The organism is Citrobacter sp. Res13-Sevr-PEB04-36 (assembly GCF_015672735.1).
Lineage (GTDB): Bacteria > Pseudomonadota > Gammaproteobacteria > Enterobacterales > Enterobacteriaceae > Citrobacter.
The window spans coordinates 78,773-103,030 of sequence record NZ_JADABY010000014.1 but is presented as its reverse complement, the minus strand read 5'-3'; the positions used below and the strand labels follow the sequence as shown (position 1 = coordinate 103,030).

General features: G+C 54.1%; 23 protein-coding genes. 10 read left to right on the top strand and 13 right to left on the bottom strand.

The window, feature by feature from the left end; genetic code table 11:
- Positions 1-20 precede the first annotated feature (20 nt).
- Positions 21-1,130 carry a high-affinity branched-chain amino acid ABC transporter substrate-binding protein LivK gene (gene livK / locus IMQ48_RS03910; RefSeq protein ID WP_196207987.1) on the bottom strand — a complete coding sequence of 370 codons (1,110 nt, stop codon included), beginning with the start codon at positions 1,128-1,130 and terminating at the stop codon, positions 21-23.
- Positions 1,131-1,674: 544 nt separating this feature from the next.
- Here livK and panM point away from each other — a divergent pair.
- Positions 1,675-2,058, top strand: a complete 384-nt coding sequence (gene panM, locus IMQ48_RS03905) for an aspartate 1-decarboxylase autocleavage activator PanM (protein WP_196207986.1) — start codon at positions 1,675-1,677, stop codon at positions 2,056-2,058.
- A 244-nt stretch (positions 2,059-2,302) separates the two neighbouring features.
- On the opposite strand, the gene IMQ48_RS03900 is transcribed toward panM, so the two are convergent.
- From IMQ48_RS03900 to ftsY, 5 genes are all read right to left on the bottom strand, one after another.
- Positions 2,303-3,406 carry a branched-chain amino acid ABC transporter substrate-binding protein gene (locus IMQ48_RS03900; protein WP_196207985.1) on the bottom strand — a complete coding sequence of 368 codons (1,104 nt, stop codon included), beginning with the start codon at positions 3,404-3,406 and terminating at the stop codon, positions 2,303-2,305.
- Positions 3,407-3,705: 299 nt separating this feature from the next.
- The gene (gene rpoH / locus IMQ48_RS03895) at positions 3,706-4,560 is read right to left on the bottom strand and encodes an RNA polymerase sigma factor RpoH (RefSeq protein WP_196207984.1); all 855 of its coding nucleotides are present in this window, start codon (positions 4,558-4,560) and stop codon (positions 3,706-3,708) included.
- A gap of 254 nt (positions 4,561-4,814) precedes the next feature.
- Entirely contained in the window at positions 4,815-5,873 is a 1,059-nt protein-coding gene (gene ftsX, locus IMQ48_RS03890) for a permease-like cell division protein FtsX (protein WP_096759225.1), read from the bottom strand.
- Positions 5,866-6,534, bottom strand: coding sequence for a cell division ATP-binding protein FtsE (gene ftsE, locus IMQ48_RS03885; RefSeq protein ID WP_096759224.1), 669 nt, complete (start codon positions 6,532-6,534; stop codon positions 5,866-5,868). The genes ftsX and ftsE overlap by 8 nt, the downstream gene beginning before the upstream one ends.
- Positions 6,535-6,536: 2 nt before the next feature.
- Positions 6,537-8,054, bottom strand: a complete 1,518-nt coding sequence (ftsY, locus tag IMQ48_RS03880; protein WP_196207983.1) for a signal recognition particle-docking protein FtsY — start codon at positions 8,052-8,054, stop codon at positions 6,537-6,539.
- 274 nt (positions 8,055-8,328) lie between these two features.
- On the opposite strand from ftsY, the gene rsmD reads away from it, so the two are divergent.
- Together rsmD and IMQ48_RS03870 are read left to right on the top strand one after the other, a co-directional pair.
- Positions 8,329-8,925, top strand: coding sequence for a 16S rRNA (guanine(966)-N(2))-methyltransferase (rsmD, locus tag IMQ48_RS03875; protein WP_196207982.1), 597 nt, complete (start codon positions 8,329-8,331; stop codon positions 8,923-8,925).
- Positions 8,915-9,190: a DUF1145 family protein gene (locus IMQ48_RS03870; RefSeq protein WP_196207981.1), complete on the top strand. Its 276-nt coding sequence runs from the start codon at positions 8,915-8,917 to the stop codon at positions 9,188-9,190. Before rsmD ends, IMQ48_RS03870 begins: the two co-directional genes overlap by 11 nt.
- Before the next feature lie 44 nt (positions 9,191-9,234).
- Here IMQ48_RS03870 and IMQ48_RS03865 read toward each other — a convergent pair whose 3' ends face one another.
- The gene (locus IMQ48_RS03865) at positions 9,235-9,594 is read right to left on the bottom strand and encodes a DUF2500 domain-containing protein (RefSeq protein WP_196207980.1); all 360 of its coding nucleotides are present in this window, start codon (positions 9,592-9,594) and stop codon (positions 9,235-9,237) included.
- Positions 9,595-9,735: 141 nt separating this feature from the next.
- On the opposite strand from IMQ48_RS03865, the gene IMQ48_RS03860 reads away from it, so the two are divergent.
- Both IMQ48_RS03860 and zntA read left to right on the top strand, forming a co-directional pair.
- Positions 9,736-10,362: a lysoplasmalogenase gene (locus IMQ48_RS03860; protein ID WP_196207979.1), complete on the top strand. Its 627-nt coding sequence runs from the start codon at positions 9,736-9,738 to the stop codon at positions 10,360-10,362.
- Positions 10,363-10,437: 75 nt separating this feature from the next.
- Positions 10,438-12,648 carry a Zn(II)/Cd(II)/Pb(II) translocating P-type ATPase ZntA gene (gene zntA / locus IMQ48_RS03855; RefSeq protein WP_196207978.1) on the top strand — a complete coding sequence of 737 codons (2,211 nt, stop codon included), beginning with the start codon at positions 10,438-10,440 and terminating at the stop codon, positions 12,646-12,648.
- 101 nt (positions 12,649-12,749) lie between these two features.
- On the opposite strand, the gene tusA is transcribed toward zntA, so the two are convergent.
- A complete protein-coding gene (gene tusA, locus IMQ48_RS03850) occupies positions 12,750-12,995 on the bottom strand; it encodes a sulfurtransferase TusA (RefSeq protein WP_003827551.1) in 246 nt (81 codons plus the stop codon).
- Positions 12,996-13,164: 169 nt separating this feature from the next.
- Between tusA and IMQ48_RS03845 the strand changes: the two genes are divergently transcribed.
- Positions 13,165-13,830 carry a 7-cyano-7-deazaguanine/7-aminomethyl-7-deazaguanine transporter gene (locus IMQ48_RS03845; RefSeq protein ID WP_096759217.1) on the top strand — a complete coding sequence of 222 codons (666 nt, stop codon included), beginning with the start codon at positions 13,165-13,167 and terminating at the stop codon, positions 13,828-13,830.
- A 72-nt stretch (positions 13,831-13,902) separates the two neighbouring features.
- The gene (locus IMQ48_RS03840; RefSeq protein WP_196207977.1) at positions 13,903-14,460 is read left to right on the top strand and encodes a DcrB family lipoprotein; all 558 of its coding nucleotides are present in this window, start codon (positions 13,903-13,905) and stop codon (positions 14,458-14,460) included.
- A 3-nt stretch (positions 14,461-14,463) separates the two neighbouring features.
- Here the strand turns inward: IMQ48_RS03840 and IMQ48_RS03835 are convergent, their stop codons facing one another.
- On the bottom strand, positions 14,464-15,681 hold the full coding sequence (locus IMQ48_RS03835; RefSeq protein WP_196207976.1) for an MFS transporter: 1,218 nt from the start codon (positions 15,679-15,681) through the stop codon (positions 14,464-14,466).
- A 132-nt stretch (positions 15,682-15,813) separates the two neighbouring features.
- Between IMQ48_RS03835 and IMQ48_RS03830 the strand changes: the two genes are divergently transcribed.
- The 3 genes from IMQ48_RS03830 (at position 15,814) to nikR (ending at position 17,956) form a co-directional block, all read left to right on the top strand.
- Positions 15,814-16,863, top strand: a complete 1,050-nt coding sequence (locus IMQ48_RS03830; RefSeq protein ID WP_196207975.1) for an AI-2E family transporter — start codon at positions 15,814-15,816, stop codon at positions 16,861-16,863.
- 63 nt (positions 16,864-16,926) lie between these two features.
- Positions 16,927-17,505: a 4'-phosphopantetheinyl transferase AcpT gene (acpT, locus tag IMQ48_RS03825; RefSeq protein ID WP_196207974.1), complete on the top strand. Its 579-nt coding sequence runs from the start codon at positions 16,927-16,929 to the stop codon at positions 17,503-17,505.
- A 49-nt stretch (positions 17,506-17,554) separates the two neighbouring features.
- Positions 17,555-17,956: a nickel-responsive transcriptional regulator NikR gene (gene nikR / locus IMQ48_RS03820; RefSeq protein WP_196207973.1), complete on the top strand. Its 402-nt coding sequence runs from the start codon at positions 17,555-17,557 to the stop codon at positions 17,954-17,956.
- 83 nt (positions 17,957-18,039) lie between these two features.
- On the opposite strand, the gene IMQ48_RS03815 is transcribed toward nikR, so the two are convergent.
- From IMQ48_RS03815 to pcoE, 4 genes are all read right to left on the bottom strand, one after another.
- The gene (locus IMQ48_RS03815; protein ID WP_196207972.1) at positions 18,040-19,164 is read right to left on the bottom strand and encodes an ABC transporter permease; all 1,125 of its coding nucleotides are present in this window, start codon (positions 19,162-19,164) and stop codon (positions 18,040-18,042) included.
- Positions 19,164-21,911: a ribosome-associated ATPase/putative transporter RbbA gene (gene rbbA / locus IMQ48_RS03810; protein ID WP_196207971.1), complete on the bottom strand. Its 2,748-nt coding sequence runs from the start codon at positions 21,909-21,911 to the stop codon at positions 19,164-19,166. Before rbbA ends, IMQ48_RS03815 begins: the two co-directional genes overlap by 1 nt.
- Positions 21,908-22,975, bottom strand: a complete 1,068-nt coding sequence (locus tag IMQ48_RS03805; RefSeq protein ID WP_196207970.1) for an HlyD family secretion protein — start codon at positions 22,973-22,975, stop codon at positions 21,908-21,910. Before IMQ48_RS03805 ends, rbbA begins: the two co-directional genes overlap by 4 nt.
- 702 nt (positions 22,976-23,677) lie before the next feature.
- Complete coding sequence (gene pcoE, locus IMQ48_RS03800; protein WP_038633679.1) at positions 23,678-24,112, bottom strand: copper resistance system metallochaperone PcoE; 435 nt, start codon at positions 24,110-24,112, stop codon at positions 23,678-23,680.
- Positions 24,113-24,258: the final 146 nt, after the last annotated feature.

Below are 24,258 nucleotides of genomic sequence, written 5' to 3'. Positions count from 1 at the left end.
GGGATAACTTGCCTTCGGGCTTATTTTGCGACGGTAGATGACCCATCCGCATGCCATTGGAAGACACCAAACTCAAATCCCTTCAAATCGCCTTTTTCGTCCCAATTCAGCGGCCCAATCACGGTATCAGCCCCGTGTGCTTTTAAATCTTTCACCAGATCCAGCGGTTCTTTGCTGCCGCTGCGATCTAATGCGGTTGCCAGCGACTGCACGGCGGCGTAGGTGATCCACACATACGGTCCGGTCGGATCTTTCTTGTCCGCTTTGAGCGCATCGACGATAGCTTTATTCGCCGGATCCTGGTCATAGCGTTTTGGCATAGTCACCAGCATGCCTTCACCTGCCTCGCCCGCGATGTTGGACAGTGACGCATTACCCACGCCTTCTGGTCCCATAAACTGCGTTTTCAGGCCCACAGAACGTGCCTGACGCAGCATTTGTCCCATTTCCGGGTAGTAGCCGCCGTAATAAACGAAGTCGATGTTTTCTTTCTTCAGACGGGCAATCAGCGCAGAAAAATCTTTTTCTCCGGCGGTGATCCCATCAAAGAAGACAATATTGGCTTTGCCCGCTTTCAGGCTGTCTTGTACCGAGCGCGCCAACCCTTCACCGTACTGCTGCTTATCATGGATGATGGCAATACGTTGAGGCTTCACTGTCTCAAGAATATATTTCGCTGCGGTGGGCCCCTGAGAGGAGTCCAGACCGGCCGTACGCATGATGTGCGCGTAGCCGCGCTGCGTCAGTTCCGGATTGGTGGCTCCCGGAGAAATCATCAGGATACCTTCGTCTTCGTAGATGTCGGATGCAGGCTGAGTCGACGATGAACACAGGTGACCAATCACATACTGAATGCCGTCGTTAACGATTTTGTTCGCCACGGCCACAGCCTGTTTTGGATCGCAGGCGTCGTCATATTCCACGCCCACCAGTTTGTCGCCTTTGATCCCGCCTTTAGCATTGATATCTTTAATCGCCTGACGGGCGCCATTAAATTCCATATCGCCCCACTGCGCGACCGGACCTGACATTGCCCCGACCACAGCGACTTTAATCTCCTCCGCCATAGCCGTGTGCGACATTGCCAGTGCGATTACCCCTGCGATGATTGTCTTCGCATTCCTTTTCATTCCTGAATCCCCATTCGTGATGTTGTTACACTTCATCCTTCAAGCTGCCTCTGTGTTGGCTACGCTCGTTCACCCCAGTCACTTACTTATGTAAGCTCCTGGGAGTTCGCTCTCTTGCCGCCTTAATGCACCTTGAATGATTTTGTGTATATATTTTGTATTTATATGGTTAAAAAGCAGACTGTGCTTTTTTTGAACTGCACTATTTTTACCAGTCTCATTAATGGTTTAGCACAGTTTTTTAAGCAAAATACCGCTAAAATCTCTATTTTTCAGTCTATTAAGAAAAGATAATATTCTGCTTTTCACTATAGATAAACAAAAAAAAGCGCATTTGTCAGCATAAAATAATGGCACAAAGAGCGGAATAATATGCTGCATTCCAGGGTAATATCCTGCCTGTTTTTCAATGCCTGATGTTTCAAACTGTCATTATCGTTGTTATAAAATTAATCACCTAGTTATTCACATAAAAAAGAGAAAGCATCCGGGTGAATTATTTCGGTACACTGATTTCATCTTTTGTGATTTGGACATGCTGTCAATGAAGCTGACCATCATTCTTTTAGAAAACTTTAGCGCTCAGGACACGATCGACCTGGGTAAAATCTGGCCGGAATATTCCGCCTCATCTCTACGCGTCGATGACGCACACCGGATCTATGCCGCGCGGTTTAATGAGCGCCTGTTAGGTGCAGTACGCGTGACCCTGAGCGGTACGCAAGGCGCGCTGGATTCCTTACGCATACGCGAAATCACCCGTCGTCGCGGCGTCGGGCAGTATTTGATTGAAGAAGTAATCCGCGAAAACCCTGGCGTGAGTTCATGGTGGATGGCAGACGTGGGCGTTGAAGACCGGGATGCAATGGCCACCTTTATGCAGGCGTTAGGGTTTACAGCCCTGGCGGATGGCTGGGAGAAGCGGTAATAAAAAAGCCGGGTGGCGGCTTCGCCTTACCCGGCCTACATTTTCTGCCCATGTTCCCAAGAATTTCGCGTTGCAGGACGGCGGCAAGGGAGTGACAAATTCGTCTGGAACGAATTTGAACAGCCAAAGGCTGCCTTTGGTGAGGGACATGAATGTCCCTCATTAAATTCCCGGGAGCTTACATAAGTAACCGGGGTTGAATAATGCAGCCAACGCACTTGCCGCACGATAGGCGACGGGAAAATTACTTCGCGTCGGTTGCCGTACCGTTAGCATGCCAGTCAAACACGCCAAACTCGAAGCCTTTCAGGTCACCCTTCGCATCCCAGGACAGCGGCCCCATCACCGTTTCAACAGAGTTTGCTTTCAGGTATTTGGCAATTTCAGCCGGATCGTCGGAATGGTTCAGACCGGCCTGCAATGATTGCAGCGCAGCGTAGGTGGTCCACACAAACGCGCCGCTTGGATCCTGTTTCTTGGCCTTAATAGCATCCACGATCGGTTTGTTCGCCGGAACCTGGTCATAGTTCTTCGGCTTGGTCACCAGTAAGCCTTCCGCCGATTCACCAGCGATGTTAGACAGCGACACGTTCGCCACCCCTTCTGGTCCCATAAACTGGGTTTTCAGGCCAGCGGCACGCGCCTGGCGCAGGATTTGCCCCATCTCCGGGTGATAGCCACCGTAGTAAACAAAATCGATGTTCTCTTTCTTCAGACGCGCCACCAGGGTAGAGAAGTCTTTCTCACCGGCAGTGATACCGTCAAAGAACACTACGTCAGCATTCGCTTTCTTGAGGTTGTCTTGCACAGAGCGCGCCAGACCTTCGCCGTACTGCTGCTTGTCGTGAACGATGGCAATGCGTTTCGGCTTCACTTTTTCAACAATATACTTGGCGGCAGTTGGCCCCTGGTCAGAGTCCAGGCCGGTAGTACGCATCACCAGGTTATAACCACGTGCGGTCAGTTCCGGCGCGGTTGCAGCAGGGGTGATCATCAAAATGCCTTCATCTTCGTAGATATCAGACGCTGGCTGAGTGGAAGATGAGCACAGGTGGCCGATAACGTATTTAATCCCGTCGTTAACCACTTTGTTGGCGACCGCTACTGCCTGTTTCGGGTCACACGCATCGTCGTATTTCACCACGACCAGCTTGTCACCTTTCACGCCACCTTTGGCGTTAATGTCTGCAATCGCCTGTTCTGCACCGGTAAATTCCTGGTCGCCATACTGCGCCACCGGACCCGACATCGCGCCGACGACGGCAACTTTAATATCCTTAGCAAAGGTCATATTGCTCAAAGACAGGGCGATACATCCTGCCAATAACGCTTTACCCTTCATATTCATCCTGACAATCCCCATTATTGTGGTTATTACGTGTGTTGTGATGTTGTTGTTCAGCACTTTATTTCGATTATTGGATAGCTACCCGTGCTTTAGCAGCATACTCTGCTAAAACATACCCGATTTTTATTATTTTGGAATAGCTAATTTGACATCCGAATAACAAGTTTATGACAAAAAGAGGAAAACGCAGGGCGCGTTATCAGAATGGAGGGGAGAGATAAAAACAAAAAACCCCGGATTTGCATCCAGGGTTTATTCACATTTCCAGACTCGACCGTCTCATCAGGTCGACGGGAAGATTACGCTTCGATTGCCGCGCGCAATTTTTTCATGGCGTTCTTTTCAAGCTGACGCACACGTTCAGCCGAAACACCGTAACGATCGGCCAGTTCCTGCAACGTCGACTTGTTATCTTCGTCAAGCCAACGGGCACGGATGATGTCCTGGCTACGTTCGTCCAGACCTTCCATCGCGTGAGTCAATTTGTTGGCCGCCTGCTCTTCCCAGTTATCGTCTTCAATGCCGTCAGCGAAGTTAGACGATTTATCTTGTAGGTACAGTACCGGTGCCATCGGCTGGCTGTCGGACTCGTCGTCCGAAGACATGTCAAACGTCATGTCCTGCGCCGCCATACGGGATTCCATTTCGCGGACGTCTTTGCTGGAAACTCCCAGCTCGCGAGCGACCATTTCAACTTCATCCTGGTTAAACCAGCCCAGACGCTGCTTGGTTTTACGCAGGTTAAAGAACAGCTTACGCTGCGCTTTGGTGGTCGCGACTTTCACGATACGCCAGTTACGCAGAACGTATTCGTGGATCTCAGCTTTGATCCAGTGCACAGCGAAAGACACCAGGCGCACACCCACTTCCGGGTTGAAACGGCGCACGGCTTTCATCAGGCCGATATTACCTTCCTGAATCAGATCCGCCTGCGGCAGGCCATAGCCCGCATAGTTACGAGCAACATGAACAACAAAGCGCAGGTGAGACAGGATCAGCGTTTTAGCTGCTTCCAGATCGCCCTGGTAATGCAGCTTTTCAGCAAGTAGCCGCTCCTCGTCAGCCGACAACATCGGCCACGCGTTTGCAGCCCGGATGTAAGACTCCAGGTTACCAACAGGGGCTAAAGCTAAATTTTGCATTTCTTTGGTCATTCAAATCCTCTCAATCTATATCATCTGGCGCGTTGAAAAATCGACAGCAACAACCATGCCAGAGCTTATGAGCAACGAGAATATCATTCAATCTTTTATCAGACAGTGATTTTATCCACAAGTTCCATGTCGTATTGTGTATACATTACGCACAAAATGTGACATCACGATGAATACGCCGGGAAGAGACAACAGGGACTCTTTCCCTGCAGAGCGAACTACTCAGTGCAGGGAAAGATTATACCAGAGATTTTTTAATCAGGGGTAAAGTGGCGTAAATGTTGGACCGTGGCAAGCCAGGCTGCCACCCAGCCAATCATTGAGCACACCAGCAGGAGCAGCAGGCACTCGTCGAATGATAAGCCGTTGATATCAAACTTAGTTCCAAAAACTTGTGCCACTTCGGTGACCGCTGACGACAGGCGCATCACCAAAATTTCTGACAAAATCAGTGACAGAAAAGCGCCCGAAAAGCCAAGCAGTGCCCCACCGTAGAGGAACGGTCGCAGGATAAATCCATCCGTTGCGCCAATCAGTTTCTGTACGTTGATGGTATCGCGACGGGCAAAAATGCTCAGACGCACACTGTTACCGATGACCAGGAACACTGCGGCCACCATCAGCACGCCAATCATCGCCGATACGCGCCCCACCAGACTTGTCAACGCCGCCAGCCGCGCAAACCAGCTGTCATCCATGCGTACTTCATCAATACCGTTGATTTGTGCCACCCGGTCACGCAGCGTGTTCAGCGACTCCGTGCCCTGGAAATCCAGTTTTGGGATAACGACCGCCACGGCCGGCAGCGGGTTCTCTTCCAGCATATCCAGCGCACCGCCAAAACCAGACCAGTTACGGAATTCACCCAGTGCATCGTCACGGGAAAGATAATTCACTTTCTCCACGCCCTGCTCGGCCTGCAATTGTCCAACCACCCGCGCCGCCGCGTCATCATCCAGCGTTTTCTGTAGATACACGGTGATCTGCGGGGACGGATAATACTGGCTTGCCGCCTGGTTTACGTTCTTATAGACCATGTAACACACGCTCGGCAGCGTCAGGGAGATGGCGATCACCATCACCGTCAGGAATGTCGCCAGCGGCTTGCTTTTCAGGTCCTGTAACGCGCCCTGGAACGCATAGCGCACCTGCTCGTTAAAGACGTTGGTTTTACGTGAGTTCGGCTTTGGCGAGGATTTTGCCCGCTTCGGCGCGTTACGTCCCCCGTCGCCCGGCGCACCGCCAGATTTACGAAAACGGTCCAGTCGCCCGCCGAACTGTTTGATTTGATTGATAGCGTCACGTCTATTCATGCGCCAGGCCTCCATGCAGGTGTCCGTCGCTCAGGACCATCTGGCGATAGGAACGACGGGAGATCAGCCCAATGTCGTGCGTCGCCATTAATACCGTAACCCCGACGCGGTTGAACTCTTCGAACAGGCGTAAGATACCCTCCGACAACGCGTCATCGAGGTTCCCGGTCGGTTCATCCGCCAGCAGTACCGCTGGTTTATTCACCACCGCACGGGCAATCCCCACACGCTGCTGCTCACCGCCGGAGAGTTGAATCGGGAAGTTCTTCGCTTTGTCCAGCAGCCCGACCTTGTCCAGTGCCGCTGACACGCGGCGACGAATATCGTCCCCGCTGGCACCCGCGATAATCAGCGGGATCGCCACGTTGTCAAAAACGGTTCGATCCATCAGCAGATGGTGATCCTGAAAAATCATGCCGATCTGGCGACGCAGAAACGGCACTTCACGGTTTTTCAAACGGCTAATGTCATGCCCGCTGAAGGAAATTTTCCCGGCGCTGGGCCGTTCAATCCCACAGATCAGCTTCAGCAGGGTACTTTTCCCCGCACCGGAGTGGCCGGTCAGAAACGCCATCTCGCCAGGCTGCATATGGAATGTGACTCCCTGCAGCGCTTGTCTCCCACCGAGATAGGCCTTGCTGACATGTTCAAAGCGAATCATTGTTAATCCTCTCGGGCAAAAAGTGCCTCTATAAAATCGCCCGCTTTAAACGGACGTAAATCCTCGATACGTTCGCCCACACCGATGTAGCGGATAGGGATGCCAAACTGGTCGGCAACCGAGAAAATTACCCCACCTTTCGCCGTACCGTCCAGCTTGGTCAGGGTAATACCGGTCAAACCCACCGCTTCATGGAACAGTTTGGCCTGGCTTATGGCATTCTGCCCGGTGCTGGCGTCAAGGGTCAGCATAATTTCATGCGGCGCATCTTCGTCGAGCTTTTTCATCACGCGAACGATTTTTTTCAATTCTTCCATCAGATGCGCTTTGTTCTGCAAGCGACCTGCGGTATCGGCGATCAGCACGTCAACGTTACGCGCCTTCGCCGCCTGGATGGCATCAAAGATAACGGACGCGGAATCTGCGCCGGTATGCTGAGCAATCACCGGAATGTTGTTACGCTGGCCCCAGACCTGCAGTTGCTCGACCGCCGCCGCACGGAAGGTATCTCCCGCTGCCAGCATCACCGATTTGCCCTGCTGCTCGAACTGACGCGCCAGCTTGCCAATGGTGGTGGTTTTACCCACGCCGTTGACGCCAACCATTAAGATAACAAACGGCGTTTTACCTTCGACGTTCAGCGGCTCATCAACCTTCGCCAGAATCTCGCCCATTTCATCTTTCAGCAGACCGTACAGCGCTTCAGCATCTTTAAGCTGCTTGCGACTGGCCCCTTCTGTCAGGTTGGCGATGATCTTCCGGGTGGTTTCTACCCCCACATCGGCGATCAACAACTGCTCTTCCAGCTCCTCAAACAGATCATCGTCGATCTTTTTACCGCGGAACAGACTGATAAATCCGGAACCGAGGTTTTCTTTGGTTTTTAGCAGGCTGCGTTTCAGACGCGCAAAGAAGCCCTCTTTCGTCGGTTTCTCCTGCTCCTGTACCGCCTCTTCTGCTGGCTCTTCTACAGCAGGTTCTTCTACGACTGGTTCTTCTACCGGCACAACCATGACGGCTTCTTCTGCCGCTTCAGCAGCCAGCGCCTGCGCTTCCAGTTCTTCGTCGGTCAGCTGCGGTTCGTTTTCCGCTTCTTCTTCAACCGCTTCAACAATTTCAACGGTTTCCGCTTCGGCCTGCCATTCTTCTGGCGAAATTTCTTCGGTTTTTACTTCTTCCGGCAGCGGTAACTCTTCGTGTTCGATAACCGCCGTTGGCGCAGGGGCTTCAACAACCGGTTCAACCTCCGGCTGCGGTTGCTCGACCACAGGTTCCGGCTCAGGCTGCAGTTTTTCGATTTCTGCAACCTGTTCTGTGACTTCTACGACTTCAGCCGCAAAGGCCTCCGTTTCGGCTTCGCTATGGGTTTCCTGTGCGCGCGGCTGTTCCTCAACGACGGCAGATTCTTCTGCAACCTTTTGTTGTTCTTCGTTTTTTAATTCTGTCTCGTTTTCCGGTGCCTGCTCTTTTTGACCAAAGCCCAGCCAGGAAAAAAAGCCACGTTTTTTCTCTTTCGCCATTTGCGACTACACTCCCCGCTGTTGCTTCATGGCACAGCGTCAACGCTATGTACATAGCAGCTAAAAAAATGATGAAATAGTCTATCACTTATACCCAATGAATTTCGAGTTACGTCAAGGCAGCAAGCGCACGAATACCGATGAGCTTACTTTAGTAAGTGATTCGGGTGAGTAAGTGCAGCCAACGAAGAGGTAACTTGAAAGGCGACGGGTTAACTTAACTCACATCACCGCCTGGAATGACACGTCACCTGCGGATTGAGCAATAATAGAAATGAAAAAACCGAATCACTCAGGCAGCGGCCAGATCCGCATTATTGGCGGGCAATGGCGCGGCCGTAAACTCCCGGTTCCGGACAGCCCGGGTCTGCGACCAACCACTGACCGTGTCCGTGAAACGTTGTTTAACTGGCTGGCACCAATGATGGTCGATGCCCAGTGCCTGGACTGCTTTGCTGGCAGCGGTGCGCTGGGACTGGAAGCACTCTCCCGTTATGCCGCAGGCGCAACGCTTCTGGAAATGGATCGGGCGGTGTCTCAGCAACTACAAAAAAATCTCGTCACCCTGAAGGCCAATCATGCCCGCGTCGTCAACACCAATACGCTGGCGTTTCTGGCGCAGACGGGGTCGCCGCATAATGTGGTGTTTGTTGACCCGCCGTTTCGTAAAGGATTACTGGAAGACACATTAACGCTTCTGGAAACAAATGGCTGGCTGGCAAACGAGGCGTATATTTACGTTGAGAGCGAAGTCGAAAACGGCCTGCCACCGGTTCCGGTTAACTGGTCGTTGTATCGCGAAAAAGTCGCCGGCCAGGTTGCCTATCGCCTGTATCAACGTGAAGCACAAGGAGAACACCATGCTGATTAACCTGGGACGCCTGCTGATGCTGTGCGTCTGGGCATTCTTACTGCTCAATCTTTTCCAGCCCTTCCCGCGCCCGCTCAATATCTTCGTTAACGTGGCGCTGGTGTTTATGGTACTGATGCACGGCATGCAACTGGCGCTGTTGAAATCAACCATGCCGAAAGATGGCCCGCAGATGACCAGCGGCGAGAAAATCCGTATTTTTCTGTTCGGCGTGTTTGAGTTGCTGGTGTGGCAGAAGAAAATTAAAACGCAGTTGAAGAAATAATAGTGATGCCGGAGGGCGGCTAACGCCTTATCCGGCCAATTCCACTACGGTTGCGCGCTAAACCCCTCAAAGCGCGACCCTTTGTAACTCAGCGTGCCTTTATCGCCGACCGTTAACGCATGATACTGCTGTGCGTCCAGACGAAACGTCTGCTCCATTCCCCCGCTAAGTGGCTTAAAGCTCGCTTCATAACGCATGCTGGTACCCGCTGGGGTCACTTCCTGCTGGCGCGAACGTCGGTCATTCAGCGGTTTTTCCCGCTTATTGCTCACCACAACCTGCTTTTGCACCAGTGGCGCGGCATCATTATCCGCTTTTTCCCGGCGCTGCTGGACAAAGCGAAACGACGCGGCAACAACGATTAAGACAATGATAACAATGAAAAAAAGGGGTGGCTTACTCATTTTATTAACCCATCAGAAAATGCGGAAATAAGCATACCCTGCCTGTTATGGTGTTGTCATCTGGCGGTATCGACCTCTACACTGGACAGAAGAGCCGTAGGCACCCCGCCTACGAAAAAATAACGAATTCAAGGAACTAAGATGCTTTGGTCGTTTATCGCTGTTTGTCTTTCCGCATGGCTGTTTGTGGATGCCTCCTATCGTGGTCCCACCTGGCAACGCTGGGTCTTTAAACCCCTGACGTTATTGCTGCTGTTGCTGCTGGCCTGGCAGGCGCCGATGTTTAACGCCATCAGCTATCTGGTGCTGGCCGGCCTGTTGGCCTCGCTGCTCGGCGATGCGCTGACGCTGTTGCCGCGTCAACGCCTGCTGTACGCCGTGGGCGCATTTTTCCTGTCGCATTTGCTCTATACCATCTATTTCGCCAGCCAAATGACGATGTCGTTCTTCTGGCCTCTTCCACTGGTACTGCTGGTATTGGGTGCCCTGCTGATCGCCGTCATCTGGACGCGACTGGAAGAGCTGCGTATCGCCATCTGCACCTTTATCGGTATCACCCTGATGATGGTCTGGATGGCTGGCGAACTGTGGTTCTTCCGCCCAACCGCCCCGGCGCTGTCGGCATTTATGGGGGCTGCATTGCTGTTCATCGGCAACATTGTCTGGCTGGGTAGTCATTATCGTCGCCGCTTCCGCGCCGATAACGCCATTGCCGCCGCCTGCTACTTCGCCGGACATTTCCTGATTGTGCGTTCGTTGTATCTTTAAAAACGCTTGACTCTGGAGTCGACTCCAGAGTGTATCCTCCGGTTAATACGAAATGATTATCAACCGGAGGATGCCATGTCGACGCCCGATACCAATGGCAAAAAAGCCCCACAATTTTCTTCATTCAAGCTCACACCTGCGCCGCAGAAGATTGATGACTGCTGCAGTGATGGCCGTTGCTCCACAGCCGCACCCTCACCCACCCCCGTATCCAATACGGTGGACGGCACGCGCTATACCTGGAAAGTCTCAGGCATGGATTGCGCCGCCTGCGCGCGTAAAGTTGAAAATGCGGTCCGCCAGGTCAGCGGCGTCAACCAGGTTCAGGTGCTGTTCGCTACCGAAAAACTGGTGGTCGATGCCGGGGCCGATATTCGCCAGAACATAGAAAATGCGGTGCAAAAAGCGGGCTACACCCTGCGCGATGAGCAAGCACCGGAAGCCGTACCCGAGTCGCGGTTTAAAGAAAATCTGCCGCTGATCGCGCTCATCGTCATGATGGCGATTAGCTGGGGGCTGGAGCAGTTCAATCATCCCTTTGATCAGATGGCGTTTATTGCCACGACGCTGGTCGGGCTGTATCCCATTGCCCGTCAGGCGCTGCGTCTGATGAAAACCGGCAGCTACTTTGCCATTGAAACGTTAATGAGCGTCGCCGCCATTGGCGCACTGTTTATTGGTGCCACGGCGGAAGCCGCGATGGTACTGCTGCTATTTTTAATTGGCGAACGCCTGGAAGGATGGGCCGCCAGCCGCGCGCGCAAAGGGGTCAGCGCGCTGATGGCGCTAAAACCCGAAACCGCAGTCCGCCTGCGCAATGGCGAGCGCGAAGAGGTGGCCATTAACAGCCTCCAGCCCGGCGACGTGATCGAAGTGGCCGCAGGTGGGCGCTTACCCGCCGATGGCAAACTGGTCTCCGGCTTTGCCAGCTTTGATGAAAGCGCCCTGACCGGCGAATCCATTCCTGTCGAACGCGCCACGGGCGATAAAGTCCCGGCGGGCGCCACCAGCGTTGACCGCCTTGTCACGCTGGAAGTCCTGTCTGAACCAGGCGCCAGCGCCATTGACCGCATCCTGAAGCTGATAGAAGAAGCCGAAGAGCGTCGGGCCCCGATAGAGCGATTTATTGACCGCTTCAGCCGCATTTATACCCCGGCCATCATGGCGATCGCCCTGCTGGTCACTCTCGTCCCTCCGCTGCTGTTTGCCGCCTCCTGGCAGGAGTGGATTTATAAAGGGCTGACGCTGCTGTTGATTGGCTGCCCGTGTGCGCTGGTGATTTCAACGCCTGCCGCAATCACCTCCGGGCTGGCGGCAGCGGCACGGCGTGGGGCGTTGATTAAAGGCGGAGCCGCGCTGGAGCAATTAGGCAGAGTCACTCAGGTAGCTTTCGATAAAACCGGTACCCTGACCGTGGGTAAACCGCGCGTGACGGCGATTCATCCGGCGAGCGGTATCAGCGAGTCCGAACTGCTGGCGCTGGCGGCAGCGGTTGAGCAAGGTGCCACGCACCCGCTGGCTCAGGCGATTGTCCATGAAGCGCAGACCCGCGAATTAACCATCCCGGCAGCACAAGCGCAGCGGGCGCTGGTGGGTTCCGGTATTGAAGCTCAGGTCAACGGCGAGCGGATACTAATTTGCGCAGCGGGCAAACAGCCTGCCGAAGCTTTTGCCGGGCAGATTAGTGAACTGGAAAACGCCGGACAAACGGTGGTACTGGTGCTGCAAAACGATGCGGTGCTCGGCGTGCTGGCCTTACAGGATACGCTGCGTGATGACGCCCTGACCGCCATCAACGAGCTTCATCAGTTGGGCGTAAAAGGCGTGATCCTGACCGGCGATAACCCACGTGCGGCGGCAGCAATTGCCGGTGAGTTGGGGCTGGAATTCAAAGCTGGCCTGCTACCGGAGGATAAAGTTCGGGTAGTGACCAGCCTGAATCAACAGTCCCCGCTGGCGATGGTTGGAGACGGGATTAACGACGCGCCGGCAATGAAAGCGGCCACAATTGGTATTGCGATGGGAAGCGGCACCGACGTCGCGCTGGAGACCGCCGATGCCGCCCTGACCCATAACCGCCTGCGCGGTCTGGTGCAAATGATCCAACTGGCGCGCGCGACTCACGCCAATATTCGCCAGAACATTGCCATTGCGCTGGGCCTGAAGGGAATTTTCCTGATAACTACGCTGCTGGGGATAACTGGATTGTGGCTGGCTGTGCTGGCTGATACAGGGGCTACGGTACTGGTGACTGCCAACGCGCTGCGGTTGTTACGGAAAGGGTAGTACCTGTTTCTCGCCTGATGGCGCTTTGCTTATCAGGCCTACCGGCTGTTCGTCATTCGTAGGCCGGATTAGGCGCTTGCGCCGCCATCCGGCAAACAAGATTACTGACCTTTGCGCACTAAATAGCGGTACGGCAAAGAGTCGGTCTCTTTTGCCACCAGCTCATGTTCCATAAACGTACAAAAGCCGGGAATGTCGCGGGTTGTCGCCGGATCGTCCGCGACAATCAGCAGCGTTTCACCGGCCTGCATGCCGCGCACAGTTTTACGCACCATCATCACCGGTTCCGGGCAGCGCAGCCCCTGAGCATCAAGGGTATGGTCGGGAGAGGTAAACAAATCGCTCATCGTTGTCTCGTTCATTAAAAAACGGCATTATTTTACGCTCTGTTGGTCAGTAAGCCAATCAGGTTAACGATTGCGTGAAAAACAACCATTGCAAAGCCTCGTTAAAGCAGTATCATGCGACCGTTTTATTGGGTTCCCTCACCCCAATTGTTGACTAAAAAGGTACAATATGACTCCGTTTACACAAACTCAGCGCGTAAAAGCGTTGTTCTGGCTATCGCTATTCCATCTGCTGGTGATCACATCCAGCAACTATCTGGTGCAACTGCCGATCACCATCTTCGGTTTCCATACCACATGGGGCGCCTTTAGCTTTCCGTTTATTTTCCTCGCTACCGACCTGACCGTACGCATTTTTGGCGCACCGCTGGCACGACGCATCATTTTTGCGGTCATGATCCCTGCGCTGTTGATCTCCTATGGGGTTTCCGCGCTGTTTTATATGGGGTCCTGGCAAGGATTTGACGCGCTGCTGCACTTTAATCTGTTTGTCGCCCGTATCGCCGCCGCCAGCTTTATGGCCTACGCGCTGGGTCAAATTCTGGATGTGCACGTCTTTAACCGCCTGCGTCAAAACCGCCGCTGGTGGCTCGCACCTACCGCCTCCACGCTGTTTGGCAACATCAGTGATACGCTGGCCTTCTTCTTTATCGCTTTCTGGCGTAGCCCGGATGCCTTTATGGCCGAGCACTGGATGGAAATCGCGCTGGTCGATTACTGTTTCAAGGTGCTGATCAGTATTATTTTCTTCCTGCCGATGTACGGTGTGTTACTGAATATGTTACTGAAAAGGCTGGCAGATAAATCCGAAATCGCTGCATTGCAGACGAGTTAAAGGTTCATTTTCCGAGTTGTGATAAGATGGACGAATGAGCCGTTATGGCCGTTTATCGAAAGGAAGAAGTCAATGCGCAATCTGGTTAAATATGTCGGTATTGGCCTGCTGGTTATGGGGCTTGCGGCCTGTGATAATAGCGATACAAAAGCGCCAGCCGAGGGTGCTGCCGCAGAAAGTAATGCAACCGGACAACCGGTCAGCCTGCTGGACGGCAAGCTCAGTTTTTCCCTGCCAGCGGATATGACCGATCAGAGCGGCAAGCTGGGCACTCAGGCCAACAATATGCACGTGTATTCTGACGCAACCGGCCAGAAAGCAGTAATTGTGATTGTCGGTGATGACACCAGTGAAGACCTGACCGTGCTGGCAAAACGACTGGAAGATCAGCAGCGTAGCCGCGATCCGCAGCTGCAGGTCGTGACCAACAAGTCAATTGAGTTGAAGGGCCATACCCTGCAGCAGCTAGACAGCATTATCTCCGCCAAAGGCCAGACCGCTTACTCTTCCGTGGTGCTGGGTAAAGTGGATAACCAACTGCTGACCCTGCAGATCACGCTGCCTGCAGACGATCAGCAGAAAGCGCAGACGGCTGCAGAAAACATCATTAACACACTGGTTATCCAGTAACTGTTAAGACGATGACACGGCCTCCGTAGAGTCCTCCGGGGGCCGTTTTTTTAATCGCCAGGTCAGCAATAACGCCACCGCCACAAGCCCGGCTGCCGCAAGATAGATAACCGGCACGCCCGCCCACGTCATCACCAGTCCCGCCAGCGGCCCGGTTATCCCCAGAGAGAGATCCATAAATACCGTGTAGGTCGCCAGCGCAGCGCCCTGATTCTGCTGCGGCACCGCTTTTACCGCCACCACGCCCAGCGCCGGGAACACCAACGAGAACCCCGCGCCTGCCAGCAGAACACCCACTTTCGCCATCCATGGCATATCCGCCATCCCCACCAGTAGTAGCCCTACAATTTCCACGCTAAAGCAGATCATCGCCACATTTAGCCCGCCTAAGCGGTTAATACCGTTTGGGAATAACAGGCGGGTCCCGACAAACGTACAGCTGAACAGCGTCAGTGCGAATGCCGCGCCGTCCCAGCCTTTGGCGTCATAAAACAGCGTGATAAAGGTGGCGATCACCCCAAAACCAGCGGAAGCCAACGCCAGCGCCATGCCGTACAACCAGACGCGCCCGAGCACCGCGCGAAACGGCATCGGTTTACCCTTGCTGGCCTTCACCGCCGGACGTGGCAGCGCCAACAGTATTGCTAACAGAGCCACCGCCATGATGGTCAACGCCAGTCCCTGCAAACCACCCCAGGCGTAACACAGCACGCCCAGCGGCGCGCCTATTGCCATCGCCCCGTAGGTAACGATGCCGTTCCATGAAATCACCCGCCCAATGTGTATTGAGCCCACCACACCCACGCCCCACAGCGTTGAACCGGTACCGGCAAAACTTTGCCCAATCCCCAGAATCACGCGCCCGAGGCACAGCAACAGCAGGCTCACCATCGGCCAGTCGCTGGTTGTTCCCGCCAGCAAATAACCCAGGCCACTTAAAAAACAGCCGCACAGCCCGAACACGACAATCTTTTTCGGCCCCAGCAGGTCAGCGTATCGCCCCGCATGTGGGCGACTCAACAAGGTGGCGAAATACTGCAGGCTGATCACAAGCCCAGCCCAGAAGGCGCTAAAGCCCATGACATCATGGACATAGCCAGGCAACACCGCGAGCGGTAAGCCGATAGTCAGGTAGCTGGCGAAGTTAAACATCACCACCGAGACAATGCGCAGATTGAGACGTAATCCGTTAAGCGCCGGTTCAGCGACGGGTTCGGGCATGGAGGGTCACCACATTTTTACAACAGTGTTTCATTTCTATCATGTTGTCGGGCAGAAATCAGCAGGCAGATTAGGAATATAGGTCGCAAGCCAGCCGCTACACTTAGAGCAAAACGTAAAAAGGAAGAACACATGACAAGCGCTCAACCTGATAAAACAGGTTTGCATATTTTGCTCAAACTGGCCGCCCTGGTGGTTATCCTCGCAGGCATTCACGCGGCCGCCGATATTATTGTGCAGCTGCTGCTGGCCCTCTTTTTTGCCATCGTACTAAACCCGCTGGTGACATGGTTTATTCGCCGAGGGCTGCGTCGCCCGATTGCCATTACGCTGGTGGTGGTGGTGATGCTGTTTGTTCTCACCGCGCTGGTGGGCGTCCTCGCGTCTTCAATCACCGAATTCATGGACATGCTGCCAAAGTACAATAAGGAGCTGACGCGCAAAGTCCTCTATGTGCAAGAGATGGTGCCCTTTCTTAACCTGCACATGTCGCCAGAACGTTTACTGCAACGTATCGACTCCGACAAGCTGATGACCTTCACAACCACGCTGATGACCAGCCTTTCCGGCGCAATGGCCAGCGTTTTCCTGCTGGTGATGACGGTGGTGTTTATGCTGTTTGAGGTGCGCCATGTTCCTTACAAGCTGCGCTTTGCGCTGAATAATCCGCAGATCCATATTGCGGGTCTGCATCGCGCATTGAAGGGTGTATCTCACTATCTGGCGCTAAAAACATTGCTCAGCTTATGGACCGGGGCTATCGTCTGGCTGGGGTTGGCGCTAATGGGCATTCAGTTTGCTCTGATGTGGGGCGTGCTGGCATTCCTGCTAAACTATGTGCCCAACATTGGTTCCGTTATTTCCGCCGTCCCCCCCATGCTTCAGGCGCTGCTGTTCAATGGGATTTACGAATGCGTGCTGGTCGGCGCACTGTTTCTGGTGGTGCATATGGTGATTGGCAATATCCTTGAGCCGCGTATGATGGGCCATCGTTTAGGATTGTCGACACTTGTCGTCTTCCTTTCCTTGCTGGTGTGGGGATGGCTGCTCGGCCCGGTCGGCATGCTGCTTTCCGTGCCACTAACCAGCGTGTGTAAAATCTGGATGGAAACCACCAAAGGTGGCAGCAAGCTGGCAATTTTGCTTGGCCCCGGCAGACCGAAAAGTCGATTACCGGGATAAACTTGCAAAAGAGACGTGAAGAATGGTACACAACCCCCATTATGACTAAAGGTTAGCCCTGATATGTACCGGATTGTTCTCGGGAAAGTGTCTGATTTAAGCTCCGGCATCCTGCCTCGCGCGCTCTATGAGCAGGCTCCGCAAGGTGCGCACCGCGCGCGCTGGTTGGCTGGCCGCGTGCTGCTTTCCCATGCCCTGTCACCCCTGCCTGACATTGTCTACGGAGAGCAGGGAAAACCAGCATTCTCAACCGATACGCCACTGTGGTTCAATCTCAGCCACAGCGGCGATGACATCGCCCTGCTGCTCAGCGATGAAGGGGAAGTAGGCTGCGATATCGAAGTCGTGCGCCCGCGTGATAACTGGCAAACGCTGGCAAATACGGTATTCAGTCAGGGGGAACATGCTGAGGTAGAAGCGGAACATCCGGACCAACAACTGGCCGCATTCTGGCGCATCTGGACGCGCAAGGAAGCCATCATTAAACAGCGTGGCGGCAGCGCCTGGCAAATTGTCAGCGTCGATAGCACCACCCTGACGTCCTCACTCTCTGTCAGCCAGTGCCAGCTCGATACCCTGAGCCTGGCCGTGTGTACGCCAACGCCGTTTACATTGACCGCCGATGCCGTGCAAAGGCTGTAATTTCGCACTCACCGTGCACCATCGCGCTATATCGTAAGGTTAAAATCAGATGCAACGAGTCACCATTACTCTCGATGACGATTTACTGGAGACGCTGGACAGCCTGAGCCAACGTCGCGGCTATAACAACCGCTCCGAAGCCATTCGTGACATTCTCCGTAGCGCATTGTCCCAGGAAAGCACACAGGAACACGGCACCCAGGGCTTCGCGGTGCTTTCTTATGTTTATGAACATGAGAAACGTGATTTAGCCAGCCGTATTGTTTCCACCCAGCATCACCACCACGATTTGTCGGTCGCCACGCTGCATGTCCACATCAACCATGACGACTGCCTGGAAATCGCCGTGCTGAAAGGGGACATGGGCGACGTTCAGCATTTTGCCGATGACGTCATCTCCCAGCGCGGCGTGCGCCACGGCCATTTACAGTGCTTGCCGAAAGAAGAGTGATCGTCCATTACGTTGCCGGATAGCGGCAGCGCCTTATCCAGCCTACATCCGTTCCCGTTTGTAGGCCAGGCAATGCAGGATACCTACGCCATCGTGCCAATCGTCTTCCTGAAGCGCAGTAAGGCAACCAGAAAGAACGCGCTGCCGATCGCCAGTAGCGTCAGGAACTGCGGCCAGACGATACCAAACCCAGCACCGCGATAGAGTATCGCTTGCGCGAGGCTAACAAAGTGGGTGGTCGGCATCGTTAGCATGATGTCCTGCACCGCCTGCGGCATGCTTTCACGCGGAGTAGAGCCACCGGAGAGCATCTGCAACGGCAACAGCACCAGGATCATCAGCAGCCCCAACTGCGGCATGGAACGCGCCAGCGTACCCATAAAAATACCGATCGATGTGGTGGCAAACAAGCTCAGTGCCACACCCAGCATAAACAGCGGGACTGAGCCTTCAATCGGCACGCCAAGCACGCCCTTCACCATCAGCATCAGCGACAGACCGGAAACGACCAGCACCACCAGCCCCATCGACCAGATTTTTGCCATCATGATCTCAAACGGCGTCACCGGCATGACCAGTAGATGTTCTATCGTCCCGTGTTCGCGCTCGCGGATCAGCGCCGACCCGGTGAGCACAATCGCCAGCATGGTGATGTTGTTGATAATCGCCATCACCGCGCCAAAGCGGGCAGGTTCCAGGTTCGGGTTAAAGCGCATACGCATTTCCAGCGCCACCGGCGGCTCGCTGTTATCACGGTAACGCGCCACAAAGCTGTTCACCTCGCCACTGATGATATTTTGGATATAGCTGTTGCCGGTAAAGGCCTGACTCATCCGCGTGGCGTCCACGTTGACCTGGATATCCGGCTGTCGTCCTGCCAGCACATCACGCTGAAAATCAGGTGGAATATTGACAGCAAAGGTATAGCGACCAGCATCCAGACCGGCATCCATTTCATCGGCAGTGATCATTTCCGGCGGTAAAAACCACGGTCGGTAGAAACTGTTCACGATGCGATTCGACAGCTGCGACTGGTCCATATCAGCAATGGCGATCGGCGCAAGATGCAGCGAACCCGGCAGCACGGTGGCAGAGGAGTAGACTGAAACCGTGAAAGCGAAGACGATCAGCGTCAGCATCGCTTTATCGCCCAGTAGGCTTCGCAACTCTTTGATACCAAGGTTATAAATATTGCGTAATCGGCGCATCACCCCTCCTGCTTTCTCAGTAGCAATACGCTCAGGCCAATCACCACCGGAATGGCGATCGCCAGCGGGATAAACAGCGGCCAGAGATCCATCAGGTCCAGCGCTTTTGAGAACGTGCCGCGCGCAATGGTCAGAAAATGGCTGGTCGGGTAAATTTCACCGATCCACCTCCCCGGCCCTTCGAGAGAAGCCACCGGATCAATCATCCCGGAAAACTGTGTCGCCGGTATTAACGTAATGATCGCCGTACCAAAAATGGCGGCAATCTGACTTTTCATAAACGTAGATATCAGCAACCCAAGGCCGGTTGCGATGGTGACGTACAGCAGTGCGGCGAGGGTCAGGGTCAAAAAACTGCCCTTATGCGGCACGCCAAACACAAACACAGACAGCGCGCACAGCAGCAGGAAGTTCAGCATCCCCAGCACGATATAAGGCAGCTGTTTACCGAGTAAAAACTCGCTGCGGGTGGTCGGCGTAACGTACAGGTTGATAATCGATCCCAGCTCTTTTTCCCGTACCACGCTCAGGGCGCTAAGCATTGACGGGATCATCATCAACAGCAGCGGAATCACCGCCGGTACAATCGCTGGCAGGCTCTTCACATCCGGGTTATAACGATAGCGAGTTTCAATGGTCATCAGCCCATTCTGCCCACGGGCATTGGGCTGACGCGCTATCACATCCTGCAGCCAGGCTTGATGCATCGCCTGCACATAACCTCGTACCGTTTCAGCGCGACTCGGCATCGCGCCATCGATCCAGACGCCAATCTTTACCGGCGTTCCACGCGCAATATCACGGCCGAAATTCGGGGGTATTTCTATCGCTACCGCAACCTCGCCCGAGCGCATCCTCGTATCCAGTTCGTCATAGCTGGTCAGCGGCGGCTGCTCGATAAAATAGCGTGACCCCGCCAGGTTCAGCGACCACGCCTGGCTGCTGACAGTCTGGTCACGATCGAGTACCGAAAAACGCAGGTTTTCTACGTCCATGCTGATGCCATAGCCCATGATCAGCATCAGGATCACCGTACCCATTAGCGCCAGTGTCGAGCGTACCGGGTCACGCCGCAGTTCCAGCGCTTCACGGCGACTGTAGCTGAACAGGCGTCGCAAGCTAAATCCCTGGCGCGGGGGGTTATTGTGTTGGTGCTCGGTTGGCACATCCGCGGGGGATAGCGGTGCAACGGAAGTCGGACCCGCTGCTTCCTGTAACCAGGAGATAAACGCCTCTTCCAGGCTGGCGGCACCACGCTGCTTCACCAGCTCCTGCGGCGTACCGCTGGCGAGCACTTTTCCGGCGTGCATCAGCGACATCCGGTCGCAGCGCTCTGCTTCGTTCATAAAGTGGGTGGAGATAAAAATAGTCACTTTATCCTGACGCGACAGGTCAACCATCAGCTGCCAGAACATGTCCCTCGCCACCGGATCGACGCCGGAAGTCGGCTCATCAAGTATTAACATTTCCGGGCGATGGATCACCGCCACCGCCAACGACAGTCGCTGACGGATCCCTAGCGGTAATGCGCCAGGCAGCATGTCCTCGACATCAGTCAGCATAAAGCGCTCGCTCATCTCTTTTACGCGACCGGGGATTTCCGCCTCGGGAATATGAAACAAACGCGCGTGGAGTTCGAGGTTTTGTCGCACCGTCAGCTCGCTGTAGAGCGAGAATGCCTGCGACATATAACCCACCCGGCGGCGGGTCTCGATGTTCTTTGGGTCAACCGCTTGCCCAAATAGCCATGCCTCACCTTCGCTTGCAGGCAGCAGTCCGGTGAGCATCTTCATGGTGGTGGATTTACCACAACCGTTGGAGCCAAGAAAGCCGAAGATCTCCCCGCGGGGGATGCGGAAGTTAACGTGGTCAACGGCAACGAACTTGCCGAAGCGCATGGTCAGATCTTTCGCCTCAATGGCTACCTCTTCCTGCTCAGCGTGATAGGGCGGGATAACGACCGGCTTGTGCGCCTGACGCTGAGCTTCGGGTAACAGGGCAATAAACGCCTGCTCCAGCGTGTGTGTGCCCGTTTGTTCGCGCAGTTGCTGCGCACTCCCGGTGGCTAACACTTCTCCGGCGTTCATCGCCACCAGCCAGTCAAAGCGTTCTGCCTCTTCCATGTACGCGGTGGCGACCAGCACGCTCATATTGGTCTGACGCTGCCGGATATTGTTAATCAGCTCCCAGAACTGCGCGCGGGAGAGCGGATCAACCCCGGTGGTAGGCTCATCAAGAATCAATAGCTCCGGGTCGTGGATTAGCGCACAGCACAGCCCCAGCTTTTGTTTCATCCCGCCGGAGAGCTTCCCGGCAGGACGATCGCGAAACGGTGCCAGTCCCGTGCTGTTCAACAACTCGGTAATACGCGCCTCGCGCTCGGCTTTGTCATGTCCAAACAGTCGGGCGAAGAAATCAACGTTTTCGTATACCGACAGCGTGTGATACAGGTTTTTCCCCAACCCCTGCGGCATCCAGGCAATGCGCGGGCAGACATCGCGACGGTGCTTCGGATCGCGCATATCGCCGCCCAGCACCATCACGTTTCCGTGCCCAATCACCCGCGCACCGGAGATAAGCGACAGCAGGCTCGACTTGCCGACGCCGTCCGGGCCAATCAACCCCACCATGCAGCGGGCAGGGATATCCAGCGTGATAGTGTTCAGCGCTACCGTTTTCCCGTAATGCTGACTCACGCCGTCAAGGTGCGCCACGGGAGGAACGGGAACCAGCGCCAGGTGTGTCATTGCGGCAACCTCACCGCCAGGTCATCCGGCCAGGATTGGTTCTCATCCAGACGCACCCAGGCCATACCCGGTAGACCGGTTTTGACGTATTCGAGATGCTGCTGGAGCAACGCAGGGGGAATACGGGCTTTCACGCGGAACATCAGTTTCAGCCGTTCATCGCTGGTTTCTACCGTTTTCGGCGTAAATTGCGCCACACTGGCAACAAAGCTGATGGTCGCCGGGATACGCAGATCGGGTGCGGCATCCAGTACCAGACGCGCTTCACCGCCAATCTTTAACAACCCCGCCTGCTCCGTGGGTAAAAAGAACGTCATGTAGACATCGCTGAGATCGACCATATTCAGCACCCGCCCACCGGCGGCAAGCACTTCGCCCGGTTCGGCCACGCGGTACTGCACGCGACCATCGCGCGGGGCTTTGAGTTCGCTGTCATCGATATCTGCCGCAATGCGTCGTTCGGTTGCCTGCGCAGCCTCAACGCGGGTTTGCGCCTGAATGATGCTGGTGCGGGCAGCCTCAATTGCCGCTTTCGCCGCTGATACCTGTGCTTTTGCTGATTCCAGCGCGGCGCGCGCGCTTTCTGCCGCAGCCCGATCATCATCCAGCTGTTGCTCAGACACAGCTCCACGTTGGGATAGCGAACGGGACCGAACATGACGTTTAGAAACCGATTGCAGTTCCGCCTCACGCTGTTTCACCACCGACTGCGCGGCACGCATTTCGCTTTGCCGCTGTTCCAGCAACGCACGCGCCGCCGCCACCGCGCTTTCGGCCTCTTTGATTTGCGCAATAGCTTCCAGCCGCTGCTCCTGCAACACGCGGGTATCCATTTTCGCCAGCACCTCGCCCTGGCGAACAAACTGCCCTTCCGACACGAGGATCGTATCGATACGCCCGGCAATTTTGGTAGCGATATCCACTTCCGTGGCTTCAATCCTGCCGTTACTGGCCGCGAACCCTTCCGGTATCCCCGCAGGACGTAACATCCACCATGCTATCGCGGCAATAACAACCAGAATGCCCGTCCCCCACCACATCAGATGACGCGTAAACTTATCCATATTCGACCCGCCGTAATCCCTGTTATCAAACGATGCGTGTCACAAAGCCCACTGAACAGCTATTCAGCGGGAGATTCCATCCGGGATGAGAAGGAATGAGAAACAAAGGCCAGGCGGTGGACAGGCGTCACGACAACTCTCACCGCAAAGGAAGTGAATGATGAAGATGCTGTGAAATCGGGTAGTAATGTTGTCATCATCAGCGTTCCTGGCCGGAAATGAAACACGCATACTCATAACTGCTATCTATTGAATACTAACACCTGGATTCGAGATGTCTATTCGGTTGTGGCTGTTGTGTTAACAGCCCCGATAGCAAACAACCCGCGTAAAATTAAAACATTAAACGTTTTTACTTCACAATGACTTCCCGGGCACTTGTGTAGAGACATTAAAGTTGTATCCTTTAACCTGAAAAAGACTTTAAAGTTGTAAACTTTTAAAAAAAACACATACAAAACATGATACTAAGTGTGTATCACACGCTGTTCCAACATTATGCCTTGATGTTCTTGCAGGAACTGCAATTTACAGGAGGAAAAAGGTGTTTTTGTAGTTATCTGGCGTTACGTGACAGTGTTGGTCAGATACTTCCACCTCTTCAGAGTTAAAGTTTGATATATGGGAAAAAAACGCTCCCGGACGGGAGCGTAAGCCAGTGACTTCGGCGTCAAATGAGGGTCTAACAAGTGGAGCTGCGGGTTAATTCTGGGTGATCTGGCTGCGATGCTTTTCAGCCTGCTGCTGATGAATAACGGAAGATTGACCATTATTCGCCTTCTCATGCATAACAGCGGCTTTCTCATGCTCGTTCATTTCGGAAAATGATTTTGCTGTTTCGTTAGAAGCTGCTGGCTTGGATTTCATCATTTTTTTATGCATTTCAGCCATGTCCTGATGGGCAGCAGAATTGCCGTTTTGCATCATTTCATGGGACATTGCGGCCTGATCGTGACCGCTCATATCCATCATTTTCATGCTCTCCCCCTGAACTGCACTTTTTTCAGCGGATGATTGCATCTGATGGGCAGGCGCCTGGGCATTATTTACCTGGTCATGCATGTTCATTGTCTCTGCAGCCCAGGCAGATGAAGCGACAGCCATCATGGCAATAAAGGATACAAGGATCTTTTTCATGGTTGGGTCTCCGGTGTTTTCATACCCGAACAATCAATGCTTATAACAGAGAAAGCATTTGATCTCAGGGCTGGTTGATCATCACGCCAGGAACCGGGCGATTGAATTATCACGCTGTCCTGATTTATGGCTGATTATAAAAAACC